Consider the following 23,405-nt stretch of genomic DNA (forward strand, 5'->3'; position numbering starts at 1 on the left):
GAGGTCAGGCGGCAAGTGAGAGAGGTGAAGGCTGATGCTCCGGTACTTTGTCTACACATTCGCCGCCATATGGTTCATCCACGCGTTCTGGCCATCGGTCGCCCATGCGCAGCAACAGCCGCGCCCTGTCAGCCAATGCCAGGCGATCGCCGAAACGCTCCCCCAGGCGACCTTTGCCAGTTTCACGCCCGCGGCTGCCACCAAGGGGCAGACGACGGCCGGCGAGGTGACGATCAGCTATCTCGGCCATTCCACCTTCCTGATCGAGACGCCCGGCGGCGTCTCGATCGCAACCGACTATAGCGGCTGGTATGCACCGTCGATGCCGCCGATGGTCGCGACCATGAACAAGGCGCATTCGAGCCACTACACGCTGACGCCGGATCCGGCGATCAAGACCGTGCTGCATGGCTGGAGCGATAGCGGCCAACCGGCGCGCCACGATCTCGTGGTCGGCGACGCCCACATCCGCAACGTGACGACCGACATCCGCGCCGGCGGCGGCGCCATGGAGCACGACGGGAACTCGATCTTCATCTTCGAGGTGGCGGATCTCTGCATCGGCCATCTGGGCCATCTGCACCATGAACTCGACGACAGCCACTACAGCCAGATTGGCCGGCTGGACGTGCTCATGGTGCCTGTCGATGGCGGCCTGACCATGGGTGCCGAGAGCATGAGCCGGGTGGTCAGCCGGCTGCGCGCCTCGCTGATCCTGCCGATGCACCGCCGTGGCCCGCCGATCGACGCCTTTCTGGACATGTTCGGCGACGACTACGACAAGCGTTACGCCGACAGCGCCAGTATCAAAGTATCCCTGCGTTCCTTGCCAAGCAAACCACTGATTTATATCCTCAAGGGCGTTTGAACATCCTGGGATCGCCCGATGAAGTTGCTCGTGGTTGGCGTATCGTTCTTTCTCTCCTTCTCGACTCTTGCCGAGGCCGGTGGCGCGCCGCCGCCGCGCATGCCGTCTCCCGAGGGGCAACAGCCGCAAAGCCAGCCGGAGACCACGGTCCGACCGGCGGGTGAGCCGGAGATCTTCGCGATGCCCTCGGGCAATATCGGCTGTATCTACACGCCGGCTGGCGGCACGTCCGTCTATCAGCCCGCCGATGGCGGTCCGGAGCTGGCCTGCGATATCGTCGCGCCGCGTTATGTCAGGGCGACCCTTGGCCGGGCGGGAGCCGCCACGCTCAATCACGCCGTCGGCGATCCCAGCTGCTGTTCGACTGGGACTGTGCTCGACTATGGGCAAAGCTGGTCGCGAGGGCCGTTCTCCTGCGTGTCGGAACGCACTGGCCTTTCCTGCCGCCGTGACGACGGACACAGCTTCCTCTTGAGCCGCGCGCAGGTCTCGGCCAACTGAAAAACCGCCCCCCGGCTGGACGGAAAGCGGCAATAAAACTATAAGGCGCCCCATTCCATTCAAATTAATGCATGCAGAGGGTGCCATGGCTGGCCATTCACAGTTCAAGAACATCATGCACCGCAAGGGCCGTCAGGATGCGGTGCGCTCGAAAATGTTTTCCAAGCTCGCGCGCGAAATCACGGTTGCCGCCAAGTCGGGCATGCCCGATCCCGCGATGAACGCGCGCCTGCGCCTGGCGATCCAGAACGCCAAGGCGCAGTCGATGCCGAAGGACAACATCGAACGGGCGATCAAGAAGGCCTCTGGCGGCGACGCGGAGAACTACGAAGAAGTCCGCTACGAGGGTTATGGCCCGGGCGGCGTTGCCGTCATCGTCGAAGCCTTGACCGACAACCGCAACCGCACCGCCTCGAACGTGCGCTCGACCTTCACCAAGGCCGGCGGCGCGCTCGGCGAAACCGGCTCGGTTTCCTTCTCCTTCGATCGCGTCGGCGAGATCACCTACAAGCTCTCCGTCGGTGACGCCGACAAGGTGATGGATGCGGCGATCGAAGCGGGTGCCGACGACGTCACCACCGACGAGGACGGCCACACGATCATCTGCGGTTTCGAAGCGATCGGCGAAGTGTCCAAGGCGCTCGAAGACACGCTCGGCGAAGCCGAAACGGTCAAGGCGATCTGGAAGGCACAGAACACCGTTCCGGTCGATGAAGAAAAGGCGCAGTCGCTGATGAAGCTCATCGACATCCTTGAAGACGACGACGACGTCCAGAACGTCTATTCGAACTTCGAAGTCTCGGACGAGATCCTGGCGAAGCTGTCGGCCTGATTGGGACGACCGTCGCTCGCAGAATTTTCACCCGCGTCCGAAAGGCCGCGGGTTTTTCTTTGGATGGCTCGATGACCTATGAATTCGCGATCTTCGATTTCGACGGCACGCTTGCCGATACGGCGGCGAGTTTCATGACGGCGTGCAACGCGGCTGCACGGCGCTACGGCTTCCGCGAACTCTCGGTCGAGGAGTTCCAGTCGTTGCGCACCATGGGCAGCCGCGAGATCATCGCGCATCTCGGCGTGCCCGTTTGGAAACTGCCGCAGATCGCCACCTTCATGCGCCGTGCTATGGCGACTGAAGCGGCAAGCGTCCGGCTGTTTCCGGGCGCCGCTGAGCTTCTCTGGAAATTGAAGGCGGCGGGCATCGGCATTGCGATCGTGAGTTCGAACGCGGAGCAGGGTATTCGCGCCGCACTCGGCGAAGCGGCAGCGACGATTGATCTCTTCGAATGCGGTGCCGCGCTTTTCGGCAAGGCACAGCACTTCAAGCGTGCGATCCGGCACTCCGGCCTCGATGCGGCTCGCATCCTGGCGATCGGCGACGAGGCGCGCGATATCGATGCGGCGCGAAAGGCGGGCGTGGCGGCCGGTGCGGTTGCCTGGGGCTATGCCGACCCGGTCTTCCTGCAAGGGCTCGGGCCGGATCGGTTCTTTGCCAATCTGGAAGAGATCGCACCCGCTTTCGGGGCGATCTGATCGGCCGGCTTTACGCCGCCTTGGCGAGATCGCGCTGGGCGTCGGCGAAGAGGCGAAGCGAATTCAGCCGCGCCTGCATGTCGAAGATCGGCATGGAGATGATCAGTTCGTCGGCCTTTGTCTGCTCGAGGAACGCCCCGATCTTGCGCCGGATCGTCTCTGGCCCTCCGACCACCGCATACATCATCGAATGGTCGACGAAGATCTTCTCGTCATAGCTCCAAAGCCCATCCATCGACTGGACCGGCGGCGGAAACTGCCCGCGCGCGTTGCGGCGCAGGGCCACGAAGGATTGCTGCATGGAGGTGAAGAGGTAGTTCGCCTCCTCGTCCGTATCGGCGGCAACCCCCATGACGCCGACCATCACCTGCGGCTTGGCAAGGGTCTCGGAGGGGGTAAAGCGCTCGCGGTAGATCTCCAGCGCCGAGAGCAGCATGTCCGGCGCGAAATGCGAGGCGAAGGCGAAGGGCAGGCCGAGCATGCCGGCGAGATGGGCGCTGAAATGGCTTGAGCCGAGCAGCCAGATCGGCACATTGGTGTCGGCGCCGGGCACGGCGATGATCTTCTGGTCCTCGGCGACGGGGCCGAGCAGTGCCTGCAGTTCGACGACGTCGTTCGGGAAGTTGTTGCCGCTCGCCTCCATGTTGCGTCGGAGGGCCTGGGCGGTGCGCATGTCGGTTCCGGGCGCACGGCCGAGGCCGAGGTCGATGCGGCCGGGGTAGAGGGCGGCGAGCGTTCCGAACTGTTCGGCGATGACAAGCGGCGAGTGGTTCGGCAGCATGATGCCGCCGGAGCCGACACGGATCGTCTTCGTCGCTGCCGCCACGTGCGAGATCACGATCGAGGTCGCCGCACTGGCGATGCCCTTCATGCCGTGATGTTCGGCCAGCCAGAAGCGGGTGTAGCCGTTCTCCTCGGCCGCCTGGGCCAGACGGCGCGAATTCTCCAGCGATTGGGCGACGCTGCCGCCTTCAGTGATCGGGGAAAGATCGAGGACGGAGAAAGTCGCCATGGTAAAGGCCTTTATTGAGAGAAATTGATGCAAGGCTATGTAAGCTCAATTTTCCTCAATCCAAGGGCGGTGCCGAAGAAAACCTGAGGCCGCGCCTCAACTGTGCGTATGTTTTTGTTTTGTTCACTTTTTGCTGGCAGCGTCCGGACTGACATCATAGGGTGAAATTCATGCAGACCACGATTCGCATCATCGGCATCGATCCGGGGCTCCGTCGTACCGGCTGGGGCATCATCGAGACGCTCGGCAATTCGTTGCGTTTCGTCGCCTCGGGCACGGTGACGTCGGATGGCGACATGGACCTCGCCTCCAGACTTTGCCAGCTGCATGACGGCCTTGCCGAGGTGGTGCACAGCTATCAGCCACACGAGGCGGCGGTGGAGCAGACCTTCGTCAACAAGGACGCGACAGCGACGCTGAAACTCGGCCAGGCGCGCGGCATCGCCATGCTGGTACCGGCACGCGCAGGCCTCAGGGTCGCCGAATATGCGCCGAACGCGGTCAAGAAGGCGGTGATCGGTGTCGGCCATGGCGAGAAGCAGCAGATCCACATGATGCTGAAGGTTCTGATGCCGAAGGCCGAGTTCAAGGGCAACGATGCGGCGGACGCACTGGCGATCGCTATCTGCCATGCCCACAACCGGCAATCGGTGACGAGCCGGCTTGCCGCATTGATGGCGTAGTTGCGCCCGACACGATAATTTCCGATGGTCCGATGACCATCCAGAACCCACCGCGAGAGACGCCACATGATCGGCAAATTGAAGGGTACCATCGACGAGATCGCCGAGGATCACGTCGTGCTCGATGTGCATGGCGTCGGCTACGTTGCCTTTTGTTCGGCGCGCACGCTGTCCAGGCTCGGATCGGCGGGCGAGGCGGCGGTGCTCTTCATCGAGACGTATGTGCGCGAAGACCAGTTGAAGCTGTTCGGCTTCCTGACGGCGCTGGAGCGGGAATGGTTCCGGCTGTTGCAGAGCGTGCAGGGGGTCGGCTCGAAAGTGGCGCTGGCCGTGCTTTCCACCCTGACGCCGGGGGAATTGGCCAATGCGATCGCGCTGCAGGACAAGACCTCCGTCTCCCGTGCGCCCGGTGTCGGGCCCAAGGTGGCGGTGCGCATCGTCACGGAACTGAAGAACAAGGCGCCGTCCTTCGCCGGCGAGATGTCGGCCTCGATCGGCCTCAAGCAGGAGCTTGGCGAAGGCGTCGCCTCCGCGCCGGTTTCCGATGCGGTTTCGGCGCTCACCAATCTCGGCTACTCGCGCGACCAGGCGGCCAATGCCGTTGCGGCGGCCTTGAAGAACGGCGGCGAAGGCGGCGACAGCGCCAAGCTCATTCGCCTTGGCCTGAAAGAACTGGCGCGATGAACGCTTGCCTTGGCTGGGCACAGAAGGCAGAACGCATCGTGCCCGGCATGATGACGGGTTGCAGCGCTCAGCTGCCCGACCGAATGGAACGAACGCATGACTGACGCCGCACGCCTGATAACGCCGGAAAAGCGCGGTGAAGACCTCGATGCGACCATGCGCCCGCAGACGCTGGATGACTTCACCGGCCAGGCGGAAGCGCGCGCCAACCTGAAGATCTTCATCGAGGCGGCAAAAAATCGCGGCGAGGCGCTGGACCACGTGCTCTTCGTCGGCCCTCCCGGGCTCGGCAAGACGACGCTGGCGCAGATCATGGCCAAGGAGCTCGGCGTCAATTTCCGCTCGACCTCCGGCCCTGTGATCGCCAAGGCCGGCGATCTCGCGGCCCTGCTCACCAATCTCGAAGAGCGCGACGTGCTCTTCATCGACGAAATCCACCGGCTCAATCCGGCCGTCGAGGAAATCCTCTATCCTGCGATGGAGGACTTCCAGCTCGACCTCATCATCGGCGAAGGCCCGGCGGCGCGGTCGGTGAAGATCGACCTGTCGAAGTTCACGCTGGTGGCGGCAACCACCCGCCTCGGGCTTCTGACGACGCCGCTTCGCGACCGTTTCGGCATTCCGGTGCGGCTCAATTTCTACACGGTCGAAGAGCTGGAATCGATCGTCCGGCGTGGCGCCCGGCTGATGGGCCTCGGCATGACCGACGACGGCGCCCGCGAGATCGCCCGCCGCGCCCGCGGTACGCCGCGCATCGCCGGCCGGCTGTTGCGCCGGGTGCGCGACTTCGCCGAAGTGGCGCGTGCCGAAGCCGTGACCAAGGAGCTCGCGGACGAGGCGCTGACGCGGCTGCTCGTCGACAATATGGGCCTCGACCAGCTCGACCGGCGCTACCTCTTCATGATCGCGCAGAACTTCGGCGGCGGTCCCGTCGGCATCGAAACCATAGCTGCGGGCCTTTCGGAGCCGCGTGATGCGATTGAAGACATCATCGAGCCTTATCTGATCCAGCAGGGCTTCATCCAACGCACGCCGCGCGGCCGTATTTTGACCGCCAATGCCTGGAAACATATCGGCCTTAATCCCCCCAAGGAGATGGAGGCGACCCAGTTTCGCCTGACATTAGAGGACGACGACTAGATGATCAGCCGCCGCGGATTGTTGAAACTGATCGGCGGCGGTATCGTCAGCATGGCGGCACTGGGCGGCTACGCCTTTGCCGTCGAACCTCTGGCCCGGCTGAACGTCACCCGATACAAATTGACGCCACCCAATTGGACACCGGGCCTCAAGCTGCGCGCCGTCGTGCTCACCGACATCCACGCGTGCGAGCCCTGGATGCCGGCAAGCCGTATCGCTTCGATCTGCCGGCAGGCCAACAGCCTTGGCGGCGATATCACGCTGCTGCTCGGCGACTATGTGGCCGGCATGAACCTCGTCACCAGCTATGTGCATTCCAGCGAATGGTCGAAGGCGCTGGCCACACTCGAGGCGCCGCTCGGCGTCCACGCGGTCATGGGCAATCATGACTGGTGGGAAGACCGGACCGCGCAGAAGAACGGCGGCGGGCCGACCTTCGGGCATAAGGCGCTGCAGGACGTCGGCATCAACGTCTATAGCAACCGGGCGGTGAGACTGGAGAAGGAGGGGCAGGGCTTCTGGATCGCTGGCCTCGAAGATCAGCTTGCCTTGGTGCCCGGCAAGAAGTGGCAACGCAAGCGCATGAGCGGTCTCGACGATCTCGACGGTACGCTCGCCCAGGTGAGCGATACTGATCCGGTCATCCTCATGGCGCATGAGCCGGATGTGTTCCCGCGTGTTCCGTCGCGTGTCGCGCTGACACTGTCGGGCCATACCCATGGCGGCCAGGTGCGGTTTCTCGGCTATGCGCCGGTCGTGCCCTCGCGTTTCGGCGAGCGTTACGCCTACGGCCATGTGACCGAGAACGATTGCAATCTGATCGTTTCCGGCGGTCTCGGCTGCTCGCTTGCGCCGGTTCGCTTCGGCATGCCGCCGGAGATCGTGGTGATCGATCTCGGCTGAGCGACAAATTCCGGGTTCGTCCGGTCTTGCGCTGAAAGAGCCTGGCATCGAGACGACGCCAGGCCTGTTTGCTTCCGCCCGCCCGCTCTGTTGAGCCGAGCAGCGCCCGTTTGTCACGGTGCGTCAGGCGGCCCTGATGGCTCCGCTTCGCACTGCGCCCCGCAGGCCGGACGCCACCTCATAGGTGCCGGTGACCAGTAGCAGGCCGTCCGCGCACTGGTACCATTCCCCCTCGCTCATGCTCTTTATCGACGCACTGAGTGTTGCCAGTTCAACAGAGCCGGGCGGTGTGCTGATGATCCGTTCGGCGACCCAGCTATCGAGCCAGGCCTGGTTTGCCGGCGAAACGGCCTCGAGCGCGATTTGCGGGTGCTGGTCGAAGTAGGTCTGGACGGCCAGGTTGGTTGGCGCGATGACGATCTGGTCAAGATTGCTGTCGCCGAGCGCATCGATCACACGAGAGTTTTCCAGCGCTGCCAGGAAGGTGTCGGTCTTGCCGTCCCGACCGGTCGAAGAGGCGAGGGAGCGCAATGTCTCCAGTATCGTCGGCAGCGGCGGAATAACCTCGATGTCGCTGGTGCCCGTCCTGGTAAGGGACTGGTAGACGAGATCGATCTCGGGCGTGAACGACCGCTTGCGAATGCCGCGGGTCCAATTGAACTCGAAGTCCACTTCGAAGCGCCCTTTGAAGTTGGGCGTCGCGCCTTGCGGGACCTCGATGATCGCGGCCGCATTCCAGATGTAACCGGCATAGGACGGGCGACCGGGATTTGCCGGCACTCCCGCCGAAACCCAGCCGACATGGGGCAATCTCGCCTGCCACTCGATCGATTGCGTTGCGGGGCGTGCCGCAAACGAAACCTCGGAGGCCGTGAAGCTGACACCGACATTGGCGCTGAGCGAGGCGCCGCCCTTCGGGCCTTCCTTGCTGTATTCGGCGCTGAGCTCGCCGCCGATCGAGAAACTGATCGTCGCTTGCTCGACGGTGCTGTTCGGCCCGAACGTTACGAGCCGCGCCTGCTGCGAGTTCGTCTCGAGGCGCAGCTTCATGTGATTGGCGTAAAAGCCGACCGATACCCAGTTGGACGACGGAGTGGATGGCGAACCCTGGATGCCGTGATAGACATCCCCGACGACGAGGTAGTAGTCGCGCGTCAGATTCTGGTTGCCGCGCATCAGTTTGTAGACCGAAAGCAAGGCGTTTGCAGTCAAGGTTTGCGATGAGGTCTTGACCGTGCCCCAGCCGAAATCCTTGCCGCCATTCGTTTTCCATTCACCGTTCAAAGTGCCGACAAGCTTCCAGACTTCAGGATTCAACGTCTCGATAGGCATGATTGATTTCCTTCGAAGCGCCGTCGATCGACGGGAGGGTTGAGCTTTTTGCACGGACCGGAACCGTTCCGCGCAGCCAACATAGCTCGGAATTTCGGCGGCAACCTTGGGTATTAAATTGTAAATTAATACTCCTTAAAGGAGTCCTTGATCGACACAGAACGGCTCTACGCAGCGTCTCAGCCGAGCAGCTTTTCGATCGTCTCGTGCAGCCGCGGGAGCCCGCCCGGCGTCCAGCCGAGCGCGCGCAGACGGCCACAGTCCATCGCGTTGAATTCGGTCAATGCGGCCGGTTCGGGCAGGTCGTTCATACAACCGGTGATTTGGCGAACGATTTCCAGAATGATGCTGTTGTCGACGAGGATATCGGAGACGTTGAAGACCGAAACCGGTGAGCGGCGCGTTTCCGCTTCGAGCACGAGGCGCACGGCGGCTGCGACATCGTCGCCATGCACTTCCGTGCCGGCCCGCGGTGCAACCGGGCGGCCCTGCAGATAGTCGTCGAACAGGGCCTGCCATTTGTGCGACGCCCCGTTGCCCGGTGCTCCGTAGACGCCGGTGACGCGTAGGCTTGCTGTCCTGAAGTCGTCCGTGCCCAGCAGTTCTAATTGCCGCTCCGCCGCAAGCTTGAGCGCGCCATAGAGGCTCTCGGGATGGCAGGTCGATCCCTCCGACAGCACGGCGCCTGCTGGGTGCGTTCCGTAGACCGCGCGGCTCGACAGGAAGATGCAGCGACCTACGCCCTGTTCGCGTGCCGTTTCGAAAAGCCGGACCGAACCATCGAGATTGGCGCGGCGGAAGCTCTCGGGATCATCGCCTTCGCCGCCTCGATATCGGCCAGGGATGTGCTGGAAGGCGGCATGGACGAAACACTGGACATTGCCGAAGGCCGCGCTGTGATCGATCGTCGGATCGAGCGACAGGGGCACGAAACCAACAGGCCCGCTGAAGAAGGTGTTTGGGGCCCGCGTGCGACCGCCGATCACAACCTCGTACCCCGCCAGAAGCAGATGCTCGACGATGAAGCGGCCGACGAAGCCCGTGCCGCCGGAGACAAGCGCGCGGGTCATCGGCGGACCGGGTTGGTGAGCGATGCGATGTCCGGAATATCGTCTCCTGTCAGGTAGCCATGCCAGAGATCGATAAGCGGCTGCAGGGTCTCCCGGCGCGGATGATCCGTCTCCCAGGGCTTTTCATACTGGTAATGCAGCACGCCGATTGAGCCCCAGTCCCAGAGTTCGGGCAGGTTGAACCAGACATATTGCAGCATGTTCATCGTCACTGGCAGACCGTGCCAGTCCGGGAAGAAGGCTTGCAGGAAGGTCTGGTCGGTGCGCGGCCAGAAGGCGTCCGGCGCATCAAGCTGGGTGATCATCCTGTCGAAGGTCGCCATTGACGGTTCGGCGACGAAGACGCCGGAATTCAGCCGATGAAAGTCCGCAAGGCTTTCGTAGACATTGGGGGCAGCGGAGAATTCCGGATAGGCAAACAGCCGGTCGATGTTCCGGAGCACGACCGCATCGGCGTCGATGAAGACGCAGCGCCGATATTCGGTAAGCTGCCAGAGCCGGAGCTTGCAGAAGTTGTCGAGCGGCGAGTGGAAGTCGGGCTTTCGGCCTTTCGTGAAGGGCGCCTTATCATGCACGTTCCGGCGCTGGTGGCGCGCGTTGAAGGCGTCGGAAAGCGGCAGAAGGTCGGTCTCCACCAGCCGGCAGCCGAATTCGGCAAGCGGCGCCAGTACATCGACAGAAACGCCGCCCGTGTGCAGCACGACGATATCGGCCCTCGTGCCCGTCCGTGTTATGGAGCGCGCCAGTGCGCGGGCGCCAAGCGCATAATCGGCATTGGTGACGAGCGTCACATAGGCATGGTCGGCTTGGGGAGGCGAGGAGGGGCGGAGCCCCTCCGAAGGATCGTTCGATGTCATGAAACGGATTTCAGCCGCTTGCCCTCTGGGTCGTGGTTGATCAGCGGCGCGATGTCCTTGGTCCAGGCGGAGACGGCGGGCACGCGCGTTCTGTCGACACGATAGGCGAATTTCTTGGCGACATCGACGATTTCCGAAAGCAATCCGTCCTGCAGCCGCGTCGGGTTGAGACCGAGGCTCAGGAATTTCTCGTTGTGCACGACGAGTTCGTTCTCGGCAGCTTCCTTGCGCGGGTTCGGCAACCGGGCGATCTCAGCCCCCGATATCGAGGCGATCATTTCGGCGAGATCGCGCACCCGGTGGGTCTCGGTCATCTGGTTGAAGATCTCGACACGGCTGCCGCGCGCCGGTGGGTTCGTGAGCGCCAGCTCGATGCATCGCACCGAATCCTGGATGTGAATGAAGGCGCGGGTCTGGCCGCCGGTGCCGTGCACGGTCAGCGGATAACCGATTGCCGCCTGGATGAGGAAACGATTGAGCACGGTGCCATAGTCGCCGTCATAGTCGAAGCGGTTGATGAGCTGGGCGTGGCGGCGCGTCTGCTCGGTATGCGTACCCCAGACGATGCCCTGGTGCAGGTCGGTGATCCGAAGCCCGTCGTTCTTGGCATAGAACTGGAAGAGCAACTGATCCAGGCACTTGGTCATGTGGTAGATCGAGCCGGGATTGGAGGGGTAGAGGATCTCCTGGCTGACGGTCTCGCCGCCCATCGTTTCGATGCCGACAGGCAGATAGCCCTCGGGGATCGCCGCGCCGATGGTGGAGTAGCCGTAGACGCCCATGGTGCCGAGATGCACGAGGTGGGCGTCGAGGCTGAGTTCGACCAGCGCGTTCAGAAGATTGTGCGTGGCGTTGACGTTGTTGTTGACCGTGTAGTTCTTGTGGCGGTCGCTCTTCATCGAATAGGGCGCGGCACGCTGTTCGGCAAAATGCACGATGGCGTCAGGGCGATGGTCGGCGAGCCAGTTCTTCAGGAGTTCGTAGTCGCGGGCGAGATCGATCAGGTTGAAATGGATGCGCCGGCCGGTTTCGGCATGCCAGATACGCGTGCGTTCCTGGATCGAATCCATCGGCGTCAGCGATTGTACGCCCAGTTCCGTGTCGATCCAGCGGCGGGAGAGATTGTCGAGGATATGAACGTCGTGACCGGCATCGGACAAATGAAGGGCCGTGGGCCAACCGACGAAACCGTCGCCGCCGAGAATCGCAATCTTCATGCACGTTCTCCTGATCGCAAAGGAAGTCCGTCACGTGATAGGATAGGATTGTGACAAGGCTGCAATGCTTGCAAACGGCTTTTTGTTCCTGCACAGGAAACGGGAAATTCTTTCGGAGAAAAGTATGTCCCTGATTTCGCTCGCAGGCGAACTGACCGAAAACGGCCATCAGCTGATCCAGCGCGTCTATTACGAAGACACCGACTTTTCCGGCGTCGTCTATCACGCCCGCTACCTGCATTTCATGGAGCGCGCCCGCACCGATTTCCTGCGGCTGCTCGGCGTCGAGCAGGCAACGCTGGCGATCGAGGGCGACAGCGAAGGCCTCGTCTTCGTCGTCCATCGCATGGAGATCGATTTCAAGCTGCCGGCGCGCATGGATGACATCCTGACGATTACCACCGTCACCGAGAAGGCCGGCGGCGCCAAGATGGTGCTGCAGCAGGAGATCCGCCGCGGCGAGCAGTTGCTGATCGCCGCCAAGGTGATCATCGCCGTGATCAACGGCCAGGGTCGGCCACGGCGGCTGCCCGAGGCGCTCGCCTACAGATTCCATCATGCGAAGGAGAGCGCGAGCTAGGGCTCTCCTTCGGTCGAACGGAGACACGGCGCCCCTTCCAGGGGCGTTTTTCGTTGGTGGACGCGCGCTTTCACTGCATTCGATTCAGTGCATTGACAATAATACGTACGTACGTATTATTTCGCCATGTCCAGAAAATCGATACGTGAAAATCTTCTGAAGGCGGGCGATCAGCTCGTATGGAACACAGGCTACGCCGGGACCGGCGTACGCGACATCGTCGAGGCTGCGGGCGCCCGTCCTGGGTCCTTCACCAATCACTTCACGTCCAAGGAAGACTTCGTCATCGAGGTGCTCGATCGCTACTTCGCCTATGTCTCGGGCCTCGTGGAAGAGGCGCTTGGCGACAGAAGCGTGCGCCCCGTCGACCGGTTGCGTCGCTACATCGACCTCATCACCGGCAAGCTGGCTGACGCCGACTACAGCCGCGGCTGCATGATCGGCAATCTCAGCCTCGAAGCCTCCTTCGACAATGAACGGCTCAGGGCGCATCTGTCGAAACTCTTTGCGACGTGGCGCGGTCCCTTCGAGGCCTGCATCGCCGAAGGGCTGGAGAAGGGCGAAATCGCTCCGCTCGGCTCGGCGGCCGAGCTTGCCGACTTCCTGCTCAGCGCCTGGCAGGGGGCCATGCTGCGCATGAAGGTCGATCGCAGCCCGGCGCCGCTTGCAACGTTCAGGACGATCGTTTTTTCAACCGTGTTTGATGGAGGGAAGCATGCGTGAAGAGGCATTCGCAGCGGGCAAGTCATTCGTCGACATTTTCGGATCGTCGATGGCCTATATCGAAAAAGGCACGGGACCGACGGTCCTGTTTCTCCACGGCAACCCGACGTCGTCCTATATCTGGCGGAACATCTTGCCGCATGTGACACCGGTCGGGCGCTGCGTTGCACCGGATCTGATCGGCTATGGCCAATCCGACAAGCCCGACATCGACTACACCTTCCTCGACCAGTTCCGCTATCTCGAAGCCTTCATCGAAAAGGTGGTCCCCGGTCCACTTTTCCTGGTCGCGCAGGATTGGGGAACAGCGCTTGCCTTCCACTTTGCCGCACTCAATCGGGAGAAGGTGCTCGGCCTCGCCTTCATGGAATATATCCGTCCGGCTGAAACTTATGAGGCGTTTCATCAAAAGCCGCAGGCCCGCGAACTGTTCAGGGCGTTCCGAACTGAAGGCGTCGGCGAGCGGCTGATCCTGGAGGAAAACGTCTTCATCGAACGGGTCGTACCGAACGCGATCCTGCGTCAATTGAACGACGAGGAAATGACTGCTTATCGGGCACCGTTTCCGAATCCATCTTCCCGCCGCCCCGTGCTGCGCCTGCCGCGTGAACTGCCGATCGAGGGCGCGCCTTCTGAGTTCTACGCTATCAGTACGGCAGATCACGCCACGCTTCGCGCCTCAGGATATCCCAAGCTGTTGTTCTCGGGCGACCCTGGTGCGCTCATCTCGCCGGCGGAGGCGGAAGCTTATGCCGACGAGCTTGCGAATTGCCGCCTGGTGAAACTCGGCGCGGGCGCGCACTACCTGCAGGAGGATCATCCGCACGCGATCGGGACGGCATTGCGCTCGTGGATCGAGGGATTGCGCGGGGCGTCGGCGGCCTAGTCCGCCTCGTTCACGCCGATCTTGCCCAGGATCGTCTTGGTCAGGGATTGCCTGATCTTGGCCACATCCTGCCAGGGGTCTGCGCCATTTTCGATCCGCTCGAGGATGTCCGGGATGTGGAAGCTGTTGGCCGACTTGAGATCGTCCAGTTCATCCCAGTTGATGGGCGTCGCCACCGGTCCGTCAGCGCGCGCCCGGGTCGAGTAGGGGGCAATGGCGGTCGCGCCGCGCTCATTCCTCAGCCAGTCGATGAAGATGCGTCCTTTGCGCTTTTCCTTCGACATGGTGGCGATGAACCGGTCCGGTTCGCGATCGGCGAAACCTTGAGCAAAGGTCTTGGCGAAGGCCTTGGCTTCCGGCCAGCTGGCGCGGGCCGTCAGCGGCACGATGACATGGACGCCCTTGCCCCCCGTGACCATCGGAGCCGATTTCAGCCCGATCTCGCCGAGCGCATCGCGCAAGGCCACGGCCGCACCTTTGACCATCTCGAAGTCGAGACCCTCGTCAGGATCAAGGTCGAAGACCAGTCGATCGGGGATCTCCAGCTTGTCGACATGCGATCCCCAGATATGGAACTCCAGCGTGCCCATCTGGACCGCAGCGACCAGCCCCTTGGCGTCGCGCACATACATGTAGTTTTCCGTTTCGCCGGAGCTTTCCTCGACGGGGACTTCCTTGATCTCGTCGGGAAAACCGTCGCTCGCATGTTTCTGGTAGAAGCGCGGACCCTTCACGCCCTGCGGCGCACGCACGAGCGAGAGGAGACGCTCGGCCGCATGGGGCAATATGCGATCGGCGACGACGGCGTAGTAGCGGGCGAGATCGAGCTTGCTGATGCCCTGGTCGGCAAACAGGACGCGATCCGGATGGGTGATGCGCACCCCAAGCACGGTTTCGTCCGATATGGCTTGCTTCGCCTTTGCCGGCTTTGCTGCTTTGTCCTTGGGCTTCGTTGCGGTTTTGGATGTTTTGACTGTCACGGCCTTCGCCTCCTTGTCCTCCCCCTTGGAGGTCCAGACATGCTTCTTGCGTTCGCCCTTCCCATCGGCAATCTCGGCCATGGTGCGGCCGGTGCTGACGCTCGTCAGATGGTCCTCCAGCAGAACGTCGCCATCCTCGGCGGCAATTTCGTCACCCTCCTTGATCAGCAGCCAGTTCTCGCGCTTTTCGCCGGGGCGTGACCGCATCCGCACCAATGCCCACCCGCCTTGCATCCGCTGACCGTGAAGATGGAATGTCAGCTTGCCGTTGCGCAAGCCCTCGTCCGGATCGTTTTCCGGCTCCCACCAGCCGCTGTCCCATAACATGACGGTGCCGCCGCCATATTGCTTTTCGGGGATTGTGCCTTCGAAATCGCCATAGGCCAGCGGATGATCCTCGGTTCTCACGGCAAGTCGTCTGTCTTCCGGATTGAGGCTTGGTCCGCGGGTGACCGCCCAGCTCTTCAAGACACCGTCCCATTCCAGCCGCAAGTCGTAGTGGAGCCGGGTGGCGTCATGCTTCTGCACGAGAAAGCGCATGCGGCCGGACCGGCCGCGACCAAGCTTGCCCTTTGGTTCGCGCGTCTCGCCGAAGTTGCGGCGTTTGTTGTATTCGGCAAGCGGGCTGCGAAGGGACGCCATCACCCGCCTCCACGGAGACCCCGGAGGGTCGGCGCGTCCTTAGCCAGAATTGCGGACCGGGCCGCATCGAGGGCGAGGACCCGTTCGATGCGAACAATGTCCTCCTCGGTCACCACGGGAACCGGATCGGAGATGATGGCCTGGAGGATTTCCAGCGATACGACGCCGTGGGCGAGTGCGTCCTCCAGGGCGGCGCGGGTTTCCCGCTCGGCCTTGAGCTCGGCGTAAAGGGCGAGGATCAATCGGTCCCGGGGATCAAAGTCCGGTGAGGACTTTCCTTCGCTTCGTTGTCCTGTCGTTCGTTGGGCCATCCCTAGGAACGTACTCGGCAACGCTAAGTTCCGACTGCCGGGTGATACTGCAAAGACACACGACGGTAACGGTCTCTTAACCATAATGGTGTCTTAATCATCGCATCAGGATTTGTGCAGTGCACGTCATCCTTTGACCAAAATTGACGGCAAGAAGGCAACCTAAAGCTAATTAAGGTCGCGATGGTGCGATCTGCGGCGGTGCCGGGCACTCTTGCAAACAGGACGTTTGGGCTACCCGGTCACGAGCATGAACCGCTCTTGCCGGGTGTTTGGATTCGGGGACTGAAGACGATGGAACAGGTTGGATTGGCCGCGGCAACACACGATGTGAGCCTTTGGTCGCTATTCATGCAAGCGGGCTTCGTCGTGAAGCTGGTCATGCTGGGGCTCGTCGCAGCCTCCGTCTGGACCTGGGCGATCGTCGTCGACAAGACGCTGAACTACGGCCGCGTCCGCCGCCAGCTCGACAGCTTCGAGCAGGTGTTCTGGTCCGGCCAGTCGCTGGAAGAACTCTACCGCACGCTCGCCGACCGCCAGACGGCCGGCATGGGTGCGATCTTCGTGTCCGCCATGCGCGAATGGAAGAAGAGCTTCGAGCGCGGCGCCCGTTCGCCGATCGGCCTGCAGATGCGTATCGACCGCGCTATGGACGTGACGCTCGCCCGGGAATCGGAATCGCTGGAGGCCCGTCTCGGCTCGCTCGCGACCATCGGTTCGGCCGCCCCGTTCATCGGCCTTTTCGGTACGGTCGTCGGTATCATGACCTCGTTCCAGGCGATCGCCGGTTCGAAGTCGACCAACCTTGCGGTCGTGGCGCCCGGTATCGCCGAAGCACTGCTCGCCACCGCGATCGGCCTGCTCGCCGCTATCCCCGCGGTTATCGCCTACAACAAGTTCTCGGCCGACGCCGGCAAGCTGTCGGCACGCATGGAAGCTTTCGCCGACGAATTCTCCGCCATCCTGTCGCGGCAGATCGACGAGAAGCTGCAGAACCCGCGCCAGGCCGCGCAGTAATCGCCAGAGAGTACGGAGACCACGCTGATGGGTATGTCGGTTGGCGGAGCCAAGGGTTCGGGTGGCGGACGTCGTCGCCGCGGCGGCAAGAAAGCCATGATGAGCGAGATCAACGTGACGCCGTTCGTCGACGTCATGCTCGTGCTCCTGATCATCTTCATGGTGGCAGCACCGATGATGACGGTCGGCGTGCCGATCGATCTGCCGGAAACGCAGGCAAAGGCGCTCAATTCCGATACGCAGCCGATCACTGTCTCGGTCAACCCGGCAGGCGAGATCTACCTGCAGGAAACCGCGATCGCCATCGACGAAGTGGTGCCGAAGCTCGAGGCGATCGCCACCACCGGCTACAACGAGCGCATCTATGTGCGCGGTGACACCAATGCCGACTACGGCACGGTCATGAAGGTCATGGCCCGCATCTCGGCCGCCGGTTTCAAGAACCTCGGCCTTGTCACGCTGCAAGAACAGGAAAAGTGATCGTCCACGATGAAGGGCAGTCTCGCTACATCTGCTGTCCTCCACGCCATGGTCTTGACCTGGGCGCTGGTGTCGCTTGGCAGCCCGGCTGACTTCCAGGTCGCCGACGTCGAGGCTTTGCCTGTCGACATCGTTCCCTATTCGGAGATGACGCAGGTTCAGCAGGGCGACAAGAAGGCGCCGAAGAAGGAGACCTCGTCGCCGGTTCCGACCAAGCGGCCGGAGACCAACCAGCCTGCCGAAAACATCGGCGACAACGATACCGACCTGAAGACGCCGCCGACGCCGAACGCCAAGCCGTCGAAGAGCGAAGCCACGGCCTCTCCGGAAAAGAACGAGAAGCCCGAGCCGACGCCCGATCCGGTCGAGCAAGAGATCAAGAAGGTCGAGGAATCCAAGCCCGCCTCCGAACCTGCGACCGAAGTTGCCGCTCTGCCCGAACCGAAGCAGGAAGTGAAGCCGGAGACGAAGCCGGAGCCGGCACCCGCCGAGGAAAAGCCGGCCGAGAACCCGGAAGCCGAAGCGCTGCCTGAGAAGGTGCCGACGCCGGCGGCAAAGCCGAAGGTCGAAAAGCCCGCCCAGAGCGCCAAGACGCCTGACCGCAAGAACGAGGCAACGCCGAAGGAACAGAAGAAAGCTGCCTCCACCGAGGAAAGCAAGTTCAACGCCGACGAGATCGCCGCCCTTCTCAACCGGCAGGATCCCTCCGCCGGTGGTGCCAAGCGCTCGACACAGGAAGCGGCGCTCGGCGGCAAGAAAACCATTGGTGTGGGCTTGAGCGCCAACGAGATCGATGGCGTCAAGGGCCAGATCCAGGGCAACTGGTCACTGACGCCAGGCCTGACCGGCGTCGAGGAAGTGCGTGTCACGGTGCGCGTGCAGCTGGATCCCGCCGGCAATATCGTCGGCACACCCGAGGTTACCGCAACCGGCGGTCCGGAAGGTACGCGCCGTGCCGTTGAAAGCAGCACCTTGCGCGCGATCCGCCGTTCGGCCCCGCTACAGAACCTCCCGCCTGAAAAATATGAGGGCGAAAAAGGATGGAATACCCTCGTGCTGAATTTCGACCCCTCGGAATTCGCACTCTAGAGCTGCCGGGATTGGAACCCATGCCGGATAGCAAACCACCCCTGCAAACCCTTCGTACGAAGCTGAAAGGCTTGTCCCTATGATCAAGGTCTCTCTTTTCCGCGCCCTGATGGTGGCCGCGGGCATGTTAGCCGCCGTCGTGGCGGCGGTGACACCGGCAAATGCTGAAGTTGAAATCAACATCAACAAGGGCAACGTCGAACCGCTGCCGATCGCTGTCACGGACTTTCTCCAGGGCGAACTCGGCCAGAAGATTTCGGACGTGGTTGCGGCGGACCTGAAGCGTTCGGGCCTGTTCGCGCCGATCAACAAGGGCGCGTTCATCGAGAAGATCAGCAATCCGGATGCGACGCCGCGTTTCGAGGACTGGAAGGTCATCAACGCGCAGGCGCTCGTCACCGGCCGCGTGACGCAGGAAGGCGACGGCAGGCTGAAGGCCGAGTTCCGCCTGTGGGATACGTTCGGTAACAAGCAGATGACCGGCCAGCAGTTCTTCACCCAGCCGGAAAACTGGCGCCGCGTGGCCCACATCATCGCCGACGCCATCTATCAGAGCGTCACCGGTGAAAAGGGCTACTTCGACACCCGCATCGTCTATGTCGCCGAAAGCGGCCCGAAGACGGCACGCAAGCGTCAGCTCGCCATCATGGACCAGGACGGCTTCAACGCCCGTGCGCTCACCAATTCCAACGACATCGTTCTGACGCCGCGCTTCTCGCCGAACCGCCAGGAAGTCACCTACATGTCGTTCGAAAACCAACAGCCGCGCGTCTACCTGCTGCAGCTGGAAACCGGACAGCGCGAGGTCGTCGGCAACTTCCCCGGGATGACCTTCTCGCCGCGCTTCTCGCCGGATGGCCAGCGGGTCATCATGAGCCTGCAGCAGGACGGCAACGCCAACATCTACACAATGGACCTGCGCTCGCGGACCACGACGCGCCTGACCAACACCGCCGCGATCGATACCGCCCCGTCCTATTCGCCGGATGGCAGCCAGATCGCCTTTGAAAGCGACCGCGGTGGCCGCCAGCAGATCTACGTCATGGGTGCCGACGGCTCCGGCCAGCGCCGCATCTCCTTCGGCGACGGCTCCTATTCGACGCCGGTCTGGTCTCCGCGTGGCGACCTCATCGCCTTCACCAAGCAGTCGGGCGGCAAGTTCTCGATCGGCGTGATGAAGACCGACGGTTCGGGCGAACGTATCCTGACCACCGGCTTCCACAACGAAGGCCCGACCTGGGCGCCGAACGGCCGTGTCCTGATGTTCTTCCGCCAGGGTGCCGGTTCCGGCGGACCGCAGCTCTATTCGATCGATCTGTCGGGTTACAACGAGCAACTGATCCAGACGCAGGGCTTCGCATCCGACCCGGCCTGGTCGCCGCTGCTCGAGTAGTTCACGTGGCTTTGGGTCGCCCGATCCAAAGCCAGTAACGTGATCGCCCTCTCGTCCGCTTAAGGGCGTGAGGCCGGCGGAAAGCCGCCTCCTTTTTTCCTGATCCCGCTGCAGGCTGATCCGATTTGCGGCGGGAAAATGTGGCAATGATGCCGCTTTCTCGCCGCAAAGTGCTGGTCTAGCAGGGCCCGAGCCGAAATTATCGATTTGTTAACCATAACTGTTGAATAGCGATTAACCGCTTCCGGTTACAGTCTGGCAACCGTGAATTCAGACACTTCTCAAGGAGACCGGCGTATGAGCCGAATTGACACCCCGGCCGCAGGCCGCATGCAGACCATCGCTCGCAACCCGGTCATGATCGCCCTGGTCATGACGCTTGCCCTGGCTGGCTGTGCATCGAAGAAGAACCTGCCGGGCAGCGCTGGCGAACTCGGTCTCGGTGGCGCCGGTTCGGCAACGCCGGGCTCGCAGCAGGACTTCACCGTCAATGTCGGCGACCGCATCTTCTTTGACACCGACTCCACCTCGATCCGCGCCGACGCGCAGCAGACGCTCGCTCGTCAGGCCCAGTGGCTTGCCAAGTACCCGAACTACGCGATCACCATCGAAGGCCATGCCGACGAACGCGGCACGCGCGAGTACAACCTGGCGCTCGGCGCCCGCCGTGCGGCCTCGACCCGCGACTACCTGATCAGCCAGGGCGTTCCGTCGAACCGCATGAAGACGATCTCCTACGGCAAGGAAAAGCCGGTCGCCGTTTGCGACGACATTTCCTGCTGGTCGCAGAACCGCCGCGCCGTTACCGTTCTCGGTGGCGCCGGCATGTAATGATGCCGCGGCCGCGCGCATCGCGTGGCCCGGAATCACGACTTGATCTCAGGAGGCGTTGCGTGTTCCGGAGATCACAGATCGCTAAATTAAAAGGGCGGCCCTTGGCCGCCCTTTGCTTTTTTACCACACTTTGGCCGAACTCCGTTGCTTTTTCAGGGCAATTGGAAAACTGTGCGGCAATCACCCAGATGACTCGGCGAGATGTATTGCGGGCCCCTGGTCAAGGGTGGGACAACCGGTATTCGAACAGGACAAATGAAATGAAGAAATTTGTCGTGGCGGGCCTGATCGGTCTTGCGACCCTTGCGGGTCTCGGCCAGACGGCGAACGCCATGCCTCTTTCAGGGCTGCTGGCCCGAACGACTGAGACCAACAGCGGCGCGCAGAACCTGCCCGTCGTAAAGGTGCAGTCGGCCGAAACCGCACGGATTGGCCAGCTCGAAGAACAGATCCGCTCGCTTAACGGGCGTATCGAGGAAATGAGCTTCCAGCTCTTGCAGATGCAGGAGCAGATCCGGAAGTTCCAGGAGGACAACGAGTTCCGCTTCCAGGATCTGGAAAGCGGCAAGGCCTCCCCCAAGAAGAGCGGCGCTCTGCAGACGCCGAAAACCAGCGATCAGGCGTCCGTCACCCCGGGGGTGACGGATAGCCAGACCATGGCGCCCGCAGCCGGCGGCAACGACATGGCGTCTTCGGGCGTTTCGCCCGGAGCAAGCCAGGGCGGCAACGGCGCGGCCCCGCCGTCGACACTCGGACAGATCGTGTTCGACGAGAACGGCAATCCGGTCGCAGCGACGACGGATGGGCGGCCGGGCGCAAACGCCACGCTTCCCGGCGTCGATTCCGGCGCACCGGCCGACGGCGGCTTGAACAGCAATCCCGGCAGCCAGCAGACTGCATCGCTCGACAATCCCGGCGACCTCTACCAGTCGGCCTACGGTCATGTCCTTTCGGGCGACTACAGCACTGCCGAGCAGGAATTCGGCGACTACCTGGCCGCGTTTCCGAAGGGCGACAAGGCAGCCGATGCCAGCTTCTGGCTGGGTGAAGCCCAATATTCGCAAGGCAAATACAGCGACGCCGCCAAGACCTTCCTGAACGCGCATCAGGCCCACGGCAAATCGCCGAAGGCGCCCGAAATGCTCTTGAAGCTCGGCATGTCGCTCGGTGCGCTCGACAACAAGGAAACCGCCTGCGCGACGCTGGGCGAGGTCAACAAGCGCTATCCCAAGGCCTCGCCTGCGGTGAAGGCGAAGGTGACGAGCGAGCAGAGCCGCTTTGGCTGCTGAGGCTCCAGCGCCGACAGCCGTTGTCGAAACGGCAAAACGATTTCTCGCCTCCTTTCTTCGCCCGATGCGTATCCTCGTTGCCGTCTCCGGCGGGAGCGATTCCAAGGGTTTGCTTCTCGCCCTGAACGAGGCGATCGAGGCAAGCGACCCCAACAGATTTTCCCTGGCCGCATGTACGGTCGATCACGCCCTGCGGCCGGAATCGGCTGCGGAAGCGAAAGGCGTTGCCGCCTTCTGCGCAAGCATCGGCGTTCCGCACCTCATCAAGCGTTGGAATGGCCCCAAACCGCTGACCGGCATTCAGGCGGCGGCGCGCGAGGCGCGCTATCGGCTACTGGCGGATGCCGCCGAGCGGCTTGGGGCCGGCTGTATCGTCACCGGCCACACCAGCGACGACCAGCGCGAAACGATCCTGATGCGGATGCAAAGGGCGCAGGGGCCGGGCGCTTCCGGCATGGCGAGTGCCACCCTTTACGACCGCCGGATCTGGGTGCTGCGGCCGTTCCTCGACCTAGACCGAGCGTCGATCCGCGCCTATCTCGCGACGCGCGACGTGACCTGGTTCGATGATCCGAGCAACGCCAACCCGACCTTCGAGCGGGTCCGCGTCCGGGCCGAACTGGCGCAATCACCGCGGGCGGAAGAGGGGGTATGGGATGCTGGAGCCAGGGCCCGGTCGTCGGCAAGGGCTGCCGCCTTCATCACCCGCCATGTGCGCGTGCATGCAGGCCTGGTGGTGGAGATCCCGCTTGCTCTCGGCGACCATCGGGACAACGTCGATTGGCAGCGGGCGCTGCTCGCGCTGGTGGCCGTGGTCGGCGGCCGCGCGCATATCCCCGCCGCAGATACGGTGAAGCGGGTGGCGGCGTTTCTGCGAGAGACAACGCTCGGTAGGATGACGGCCGGAAGATGCGTGTTCGACCGCCGCGCAAGCGGGCTTTACCTCTATCGCGAGGCGCGGGGCCTGACGACTTTGACGCTTGCAGGCGGCGAGACCGCAACATGGGATGGCCGCTTCCATGTGCGAAATGGCGGAAGCGCGCCCATCTCCGTCGCGGCAGAGGGCCGAGGCGGGCCACAACAGCAGAGACTTATTGCCGCAGGCTTGCCACCGGGCGTTGCCGGTCGTGCAACGCTTACGGCGCCGAGGGTCCGGTCTGAGAACGGCGAAAGTGTCGCATCCATCACAATCGAGCCGCGGATCGGGCTCTACGACACCTTTTTGCCGGGTTTCGACCGGATCATGGCCGATCGGATCGCCGGATTGTTCGGACGAGAGCCTTATCCTCCGCCGCCGGTTCACGATCTATTGACAGAAATGGAACGGTAGCCGGCGGTTTGCCTTGGCAATACGTCACCAGAACCCTATGTTAGGGAGCAA

25 protein-coding genes are annotated in these 23,405 nt (G+C 62.7%); 18 read left to right on the plus strand and 7 right to left on the minus strand.

Translation table 11 applies throughout. The annotated features are described in order from the left end of the window. Nucleotides 1–31: 31 nt before the first annotated feature. The 4 genes from IB277_RS18475 to IB277_RS18490 all read left to right on the plus strand — a co-directional run bounded on the left by IB277_RS18475 (nucleotide 32) and on the right by IB277_RS18490 (nucleotide 2,902). Nucleotides 32–868 (plus strand): MBL fold metallo-hydrolase, encoded by an 837-nt coding sequence (locus tag IB277_RS18475; protein ID WP_090299742.1) that lies wholly within the window; start codon nucleotides 32–34, stop codon nucleotides 866–868. A gap of 18 nt (nucleotides 869–886) precedes the next feature. After that, nucleotides 887–1,369 (plus strand): hypothetical protein, encoded by a 483-nt coding sequence (locus IB277_RS18480; protein ID WP_090299744.1) that lies wholly within the window; start codon nucleotides 887–889, stop codon nucleotides 1,367–1,369. An 85-nt stretch (nucleotides 1,370–1,454) separates the two neighbouring features. Further along, the gene (locus IB277_RS18485; protein WP_043625539.1) at nucleotides 1,455–2,201 is read left to right on the plus strand and encodes a YebC/PmpR family DNA-binding transcriptional regulator; all 747 of its coding nucleotides are present in this window, start codon (nucleotides 1,455–1,457) and stop codon (nucleotides 2,199–2,201) included. 71 nt (nucleotides 2,202–2,272) lie between these two features. Continuing rightward, on the plus strand, nucleotides 2,273–2,902 hold the full coding sequence (locus IB277_RS18490) for an HAD hydrolase-like protein (protein WP_034806206.1): 630 nt from the start codon (nucleotides 2,273–2,275) through the stop codon (nucleotides 2,900–2,902). Nucleotides 2,903–2,912: 10 nt separating this feature from the next. Here the strand turns inward: IB277_RS18490 and IB277_RS18495 are convergent, their stop codons facing one another. Then, the gene (locus tag IB277_RS18495; protein ID WP_060518594.1) at nucleotides 2,913–3,914 is read right to left on the minus strand and encodes an LLM class flavin-dependent oxidoreductase; all 1,002 of its coding nucleotides are present in this window, start codon (nucleotides 3,912–3,914) and stop codon (nucleotides 2,913–2,915) included. Nucleotides 3,915–4,084: 170 nt separating this feature from the next. On the opposite strand from IB277_RS18495, the gene ruvC reads away from it, so the two are divergent. From ruvC to IB277_RS18515, 4 genes are all read left to right on the plus strand, one after another. Further along, on the plus strand, nucleotides 4,085–4,597 hold the full coding sequence (gene ruvC / locus IB277_RS18500) for a crossover junction endodeoxyribonuclease RuvC (RefSeq protein WP_034806209.1): 513 nt from the start codon (nucleotides 4,085–4,087) through the stop codon (nucleotides 4,595–4,597). A gap of 66 nt (nucleotides 4,598–4,663) precedes the next feature. Further along, nucleotides 4,664–5,281: a Holliday junction branch migration protein RuvA gene (ruvA, locus tag IB277_RS18505; protein WP_034806211.1), complete on the plus strand. Its 618-nt coding sequence runs from the start codon at nucleotides 4,664–4,666 to the stop codon at nucleotides 5,279–5,281. A 96-nt stretch (nucleotides 5,282–5,377) separates the two neighbouring features. Then, nucleotides 5,378–6,421 (plus strand): Holliday junction branch migration DNA helicase RuvB, encoded by a 1,044-nt coding sequence (ruvB, locus tag IB277_RS18510; RefSeq protein WP_034806214.1) that lies wholly within the window; start codon nucleotides 5,378–5,380, stop codon nucleotides 6,419–6,421. Continuing rightward, nucleotides 6,422–7,324: a metallophosphoesterase gene (locus IB277_RS18515; RefSeq protein WP_034806217.1), complete on the plus strand. Its 903-nt coding sequence runs from the start codon at nucleotides 6,422–6,424 to the stop codon at nucleotides 7,322–7,324. It begins immediately after the preceding gene. A gap of 123 nt (nucleotides 7,325–7,447) precedes the next feature. On the opposite strand, the gene IB277_RS18520 is transcribed toward IB277_RS18515, so the two are convergent. The 4 genes from IB277_RS18520 to IB277_RS18535 all read right to left on the minus strand — a co-directional run bounded on the left by IB277_RS18520 (nucleotide 7,448) and on the right by IB277_RS18535 (nucleotide 11,800). Then, nucleotides 7,448–8,656, minus strand: a complete 1,209-nt coding sequence (locus IB277_RS18520) for a hypothetical protein (RefSeq protein ID WP_110819208.1) — start codon at nucleotides 8,654–8,656, stop codon at nucleotides 7,448–7,450. A gap of 179 nt (nucleotides 8,657–8,835) precedes the next feature. Next, nucleotides 8,836–9,726, minus strand: a complete 891-nt coding sequence (locus IB277_RS18525) for an NAD(P)-dependent oxidoreductase (RefSeq protein ID WP_090299748.1) — start codon at nucleotides 9,724–9,726, stop codon at nucleotides 8,836–8,838. After that, entirely contained in the window at nucleotides 9,723–10,583 is an 861-nt protein-coding gene (locus IB277_RS18530) for a glycosyltransferase (protein WP_090299751.1), read from the minus strand. Before IB277_RS18530 ends, IB277_RS18525 begins: the two co-directional genes overlap by 4 nt. Next, nucleotides 10,580–11,800, minus strand: coding sequence for an NAD-dependent epimerase/dehydratase family protein (locus tag IB277_RS18535; RefSeq protein ID WP_034806229.1), 1,221 nt, complete (start codon nucleotides 11,798–11,800; stop codon nucleotides 10,580–10,582). Before IB277_RS18535 ends, IB277_RS18530 begins: the two co-directional genes overlap by 4 nt. A 124-nt stretch (nucleotides 11,801–11,924) precedes the next feature. On the opposite strand from IB277_RS18535, the gene ybgC reads away from it, so the two are divergent. From ybgC to IB277_RS18550, 3 genes are all read left to right on the plus strand, one after another. Continuing rightward, nucleotides 11,925–12,380 (plus strand): tol-pal system-associated acyl-CoA thioesterase, encoded by a 456-nt coding sequence (ybgC, locus tag IB277_RS18540; RefSeq protein ID WP_089044521.1) that lies wholly within the window; start codon nucleotides 11,925–11,927, stop codon nucleotides 12,378–12,380. Between the two features lie 126 nt (nucleotides 12,381–12,506). After that, entirely contained in the window at nucleotides 12,507–13,103 is a 597-nt protein-coding gene (locus IB277_RS18545; protein WP_090299753.1) for a TetR/AcrR family transcriptional regulator, read from the plus strand. Beyond that, complete coding sequence (locus IB277_RS18550) at nucleotides 13,096–13,989, plus strand: haloalkane dehalogenase (RefSeq protein ID WP_090299755.1); 894 nt, start codon at nucleotides 13,096–13,098, stop codon at nucleotides 13,987–13,989. The genes IB277_RS18545 and IB277_RS18550 overlap by 8 nt, the downstream gene beginning before the upstream one ends. Here IB277_RS18550 and ligD read toward each other — a convergent pair. Further along, nucleotides 13,986–15,611 (minus strand): non-homologous end-joining DNA ligase, encoded by a 1,626-nt coding sequence (ligD, locus tag IB277_RS18555; RefSeq protein WP_192371333.1) that lies wholly within the window; start codon nucleotides 15,609–15,611, stop codon nucleotides 13,986–13,988. The genes IB277_RS18550 and ligD overlap by 4 nt on opposite strands. Beyond that, nucleotides 15,611–15,922, minus strand: coding sequence for a hypothetical protein (locus tag IB277_RS18560; RefSeq protein WP_090299759.1), 312 nt, complete (start codon nucleotides 15,920–15,922; stop codon nucleotides 15,611–15,613). The genes ligD and IB277_RS18560 overlap by 1 nt, the downstream gene beginning before the upstream one ends. A gap of 294 nt (nucleotides 15,923–16,216) precedes the next feature. On the opposite strand from IB277_RS18560, the gene tolQ reads away from it, so the two are divergent. The 7 genes from tolQ to tilS all read left to right on the plus strand — a co-directional run bounded on the left by tolQ (nucleotide 16,217) and on the right by tilS (nucleotide 23,354). Further along, the gene (gene tolQ, locus IB277_RS18565; protein ID WP_034806243.1) at nucleotides 16,217–16,939 is read left to right on the plus strand and encodes a protein TolQ; all 723 of its coding nucleotides are present in this window, start codon (nucleotides 16,217–16,219) and stop codon (nucleotides 16,937–16,939) included. Nucleotides 16,940–16,966: 27 nt separating this feature from the next. Continuing rightward, nucleotides 16,967–17,419 carry a protein TolR gene (tolR, locus tag IB277_RS18570; protein ID WP_034806246.1) on the plus strand — a complete coding sequence of 151 codons (453 nt, stop codon included), beginning with the start codon at nucleotides 16,967–16,969 and terminating at the stop codon, nucleotides 17,417–17,419. Between the two features lie 9 nt (nucleotides 17,420–17,428). Next, nucleotides 17,429–18,508 (plus strand): hypothetical protein, encoded by a 1,080-nt coding sequence (locus IB277_RS18575; protein ID WP_034806249.1) that lies wholly within the window; start codon nucleotides 17,429–17,431, stop codon nucleotides 18,506–18,508. A 79-nt stretch (nucleotides 18,509–18,587) separates the two neighbouring features. Then, on the plus strand, nucleotides 18,588–19,901 hold the full coding sequence (tolB, locus tag IB277_RS18580; protein ID WP_034806253.1) for a Tol-Pal system beta propeller repeat protein TolB: 1,314 nt from the start codon (nucleotides 18,588–18,590) through the stop codon (nucleotides 19,899–19,901). A 297-nt stretch (nucleotides 19,902–20,198) separates the two neighbouring features. Continuing rightward, complete coding sequence (gene pal / locus IB277_RS18585) at nucleotides 20,199–20,732, plus strand: peptidoglycan-associated lipoprotein Pal (RefSeq protein ID WP_034806256.1); 534 nt, start codon at nucleotides 20,199–20,201, stop codon at nucleotides 20,730–20,732. A gap of 263 nt (nucleotides 20,733–20,995) precedes the next feature. Next, nucleotides 20,996–22,024, plus strand: a complete 1,029-nt coding sequence (gene ybgF, locus IB277_RS18590) for a tol-pal system protein YbgF (protein ID WP_034806258.1) — start codon at nucleotides 20,996–20,998, stop codon at nucleotides 22,022–22,024. A gap of 64 nt (nucleotides 22,025–22,088) precedes the next feature. Beyond that, a complete protein-coding gene (tilS, locus tag IB277_RS18595) occupies nucleotides 22,089–23,354 on the plus strand; it encodes a tRNA lysidine(34) synthetase TilS (protein WP_090299776.1) in 1,266 nt (421 codons plus the stop codon). The last annotated feature ends 51 nt before the right edge of the window (nucleotides 23,355–23,405 follow it).

Origin of the sequence: Ensifer sp. ENS07, assembly GCF_014852185.1 — a bacterium.
In the GTDB taxonomy this organism is placed as follows: domain Bacteria; phylum Pseudomonadota; class Alphaproteobacteria; order Rhizobiales; family Rhizobiaceae; genus Ensifer; species Ensifer adhaerens.

Bases quoted from the DNA above. Each gene is read 5' to 3' on its own strand.
- IB277_RS18535 (WP_034806229.1), bottom strand. From the start codon at position 11,800: ATGAAGATTGCGATTCTCGGCGGCGACGGTTTCGTCGGTTGGCCCACG.
- IB277_RS18480 (WP_090299744.1), top strand. From the start codon at position 887: ATGAAGTTGCTCGTGGTTGGCGTATCGTTCTTTCTCTCCTTCTCGACT.
- IB277_RS18525 (WP_090299748.1), bottom strand. From the start codon at position 9,726: ATGACCCGCGCGCTTGTCTCCGGCGGCACGGGCTTCGTCGGCCGCTTC.
- IB277_RS18490 (WP_034806206.1), top strand. From the start codon at position 2,273: ATGACCTATGAATTCGCGATCTTCGATTTCGACGGCACGCTTGCCGAT.
- tolB (WP_034806253.1), top strand. From the start codon at position 18,588: ATGATCAAGGTCTCTCTTTTCCGCGCCCTGATGGTGGCCGCGGGCATG.
- IB277_RS18495 (WP_060518594.1), bottom strand. From the start codon at position 3,914: ATGGCGACTTTCTCCGTCCTCGATCTTTCCCCGATCACTGAAGGCGGC.
- IB277_RS18520 (WP_110819208.1), bottom strand. From the start codon at position 8,656: ATGCCTATCGAGACGTTGAATCCTGAAGTCTGGAAGCTTGTCGGCACT.
- IB277_RS18550 (WP_090299755.1), top strand. From the start codon at position 13,096: ATGCGTGAAGAGGCATTCGCAGCGGGCAAGTCATTCGTCGACATTTTC.
- IB277_RS18530 (WP_090299751.1), bottom strand. From the start codon at position 10,583: ATGACATCGAACGATCCTTCGGAGGGGCTCCGCCCCTCCTCGCCTCCC.
- IB277_RS18515 (WP_034806217.1), top strand. From the start codon at position 6,422: ATGATCAGCCGCCGCGGATTGTTGAAACTGATCGGCGGCGGTATCGTC.
- tolQ (WP_034806243.1), top strand. From the start codon at position 16,217: ATGGAACAGGTTGGATTGGCCGCGGCAACACACGATGTGAGCCTTTGG.
- IB277_RS18560 (WP_090299759.1), bottom strand. From the start codon at position 15,922: ATGGCCCAACGAACGACAGGACAACGAAGCGAAGGAAAGTCCTCACCG.
- ybgF (WP_034806258.1), top strand. From the start codon at position 20,996: ATGAAGAAATTTGTCGTGGCGGGCCTGATCGGTCTTGCGACCCTTGCG.
- ruvA (WP_034806211.1), top strand. From the start codon at position 4,664: ATGATCGGCAAATTGAAGGGTACCATCGACGAGATCGCCGAGGATCAC.
- pal (WP_034806256.1), top strand. From the start codon at position 20,199: ATGAGCCGAATTGACACCCCGGCCGCAGGCCGCATGCAGACCATCGCT.
- ruvB (WP_034806214.1), top strand. From the start codon at position 5,378: ATGACTGACGCCGCACGCCTGATAACGCCGGAAAAGCGCGGTGAAGAC.
- tilS (WP_090299776.1), top strand. From the start codon at position 22,089: ATGCGTATCCTCGTTGCCGTCTCCGGCGGGAGCGATTCCAAGGGTTTG.
- ybgC (WP_089044521.1), top strand. From the start codon at position 11,925: ATGTCCCTGATTTCGCTCGCAGGCGAACTGACCGAAAACGGCCATCAG.
- IB277_RS18485 (WP_043625539.1), top strand. From the start codon at position 1,455: ATGGCTGGCCATTCACAGTTCAAGAACATCATGCACCGCAAGGGCCGT.
- IB277_RS18545 (WP_090299753.1), top strand. From the start codon at position 12,507: ATGTCCAGAAAATCGATACGTGAAAATCTTCTGAAGGCGGGCGATCAG.
- ruvC (WP_034806209.1), top strand. From the start codon at position 4,085: ATGCAGACCACGATTCGCATCATCGGCATCGATCCGGGGCTCCGTCGT.
- ligD (WP_192371333.1), bottom strand. From the start codon at position 15,611: ATGGCGTCCCTTCGCAGCCCGCTTGCCGAATACAACAAACGCCGCAAC.
- IB277_RS18575 (WP_034806249.1), top strand. From the start codon at position 17,429: ATGAAGGGCAGTCTCGCTACATCTGCTGTCCTCCACGCCATGGTCTTG.
- tolR (WP_034806246.1), top strand. From the start codon at position 16,967: ATGGGTATGTCGGTTGGCGGAGCCAAGGGTTCGGGTGGCGGACGTCGT.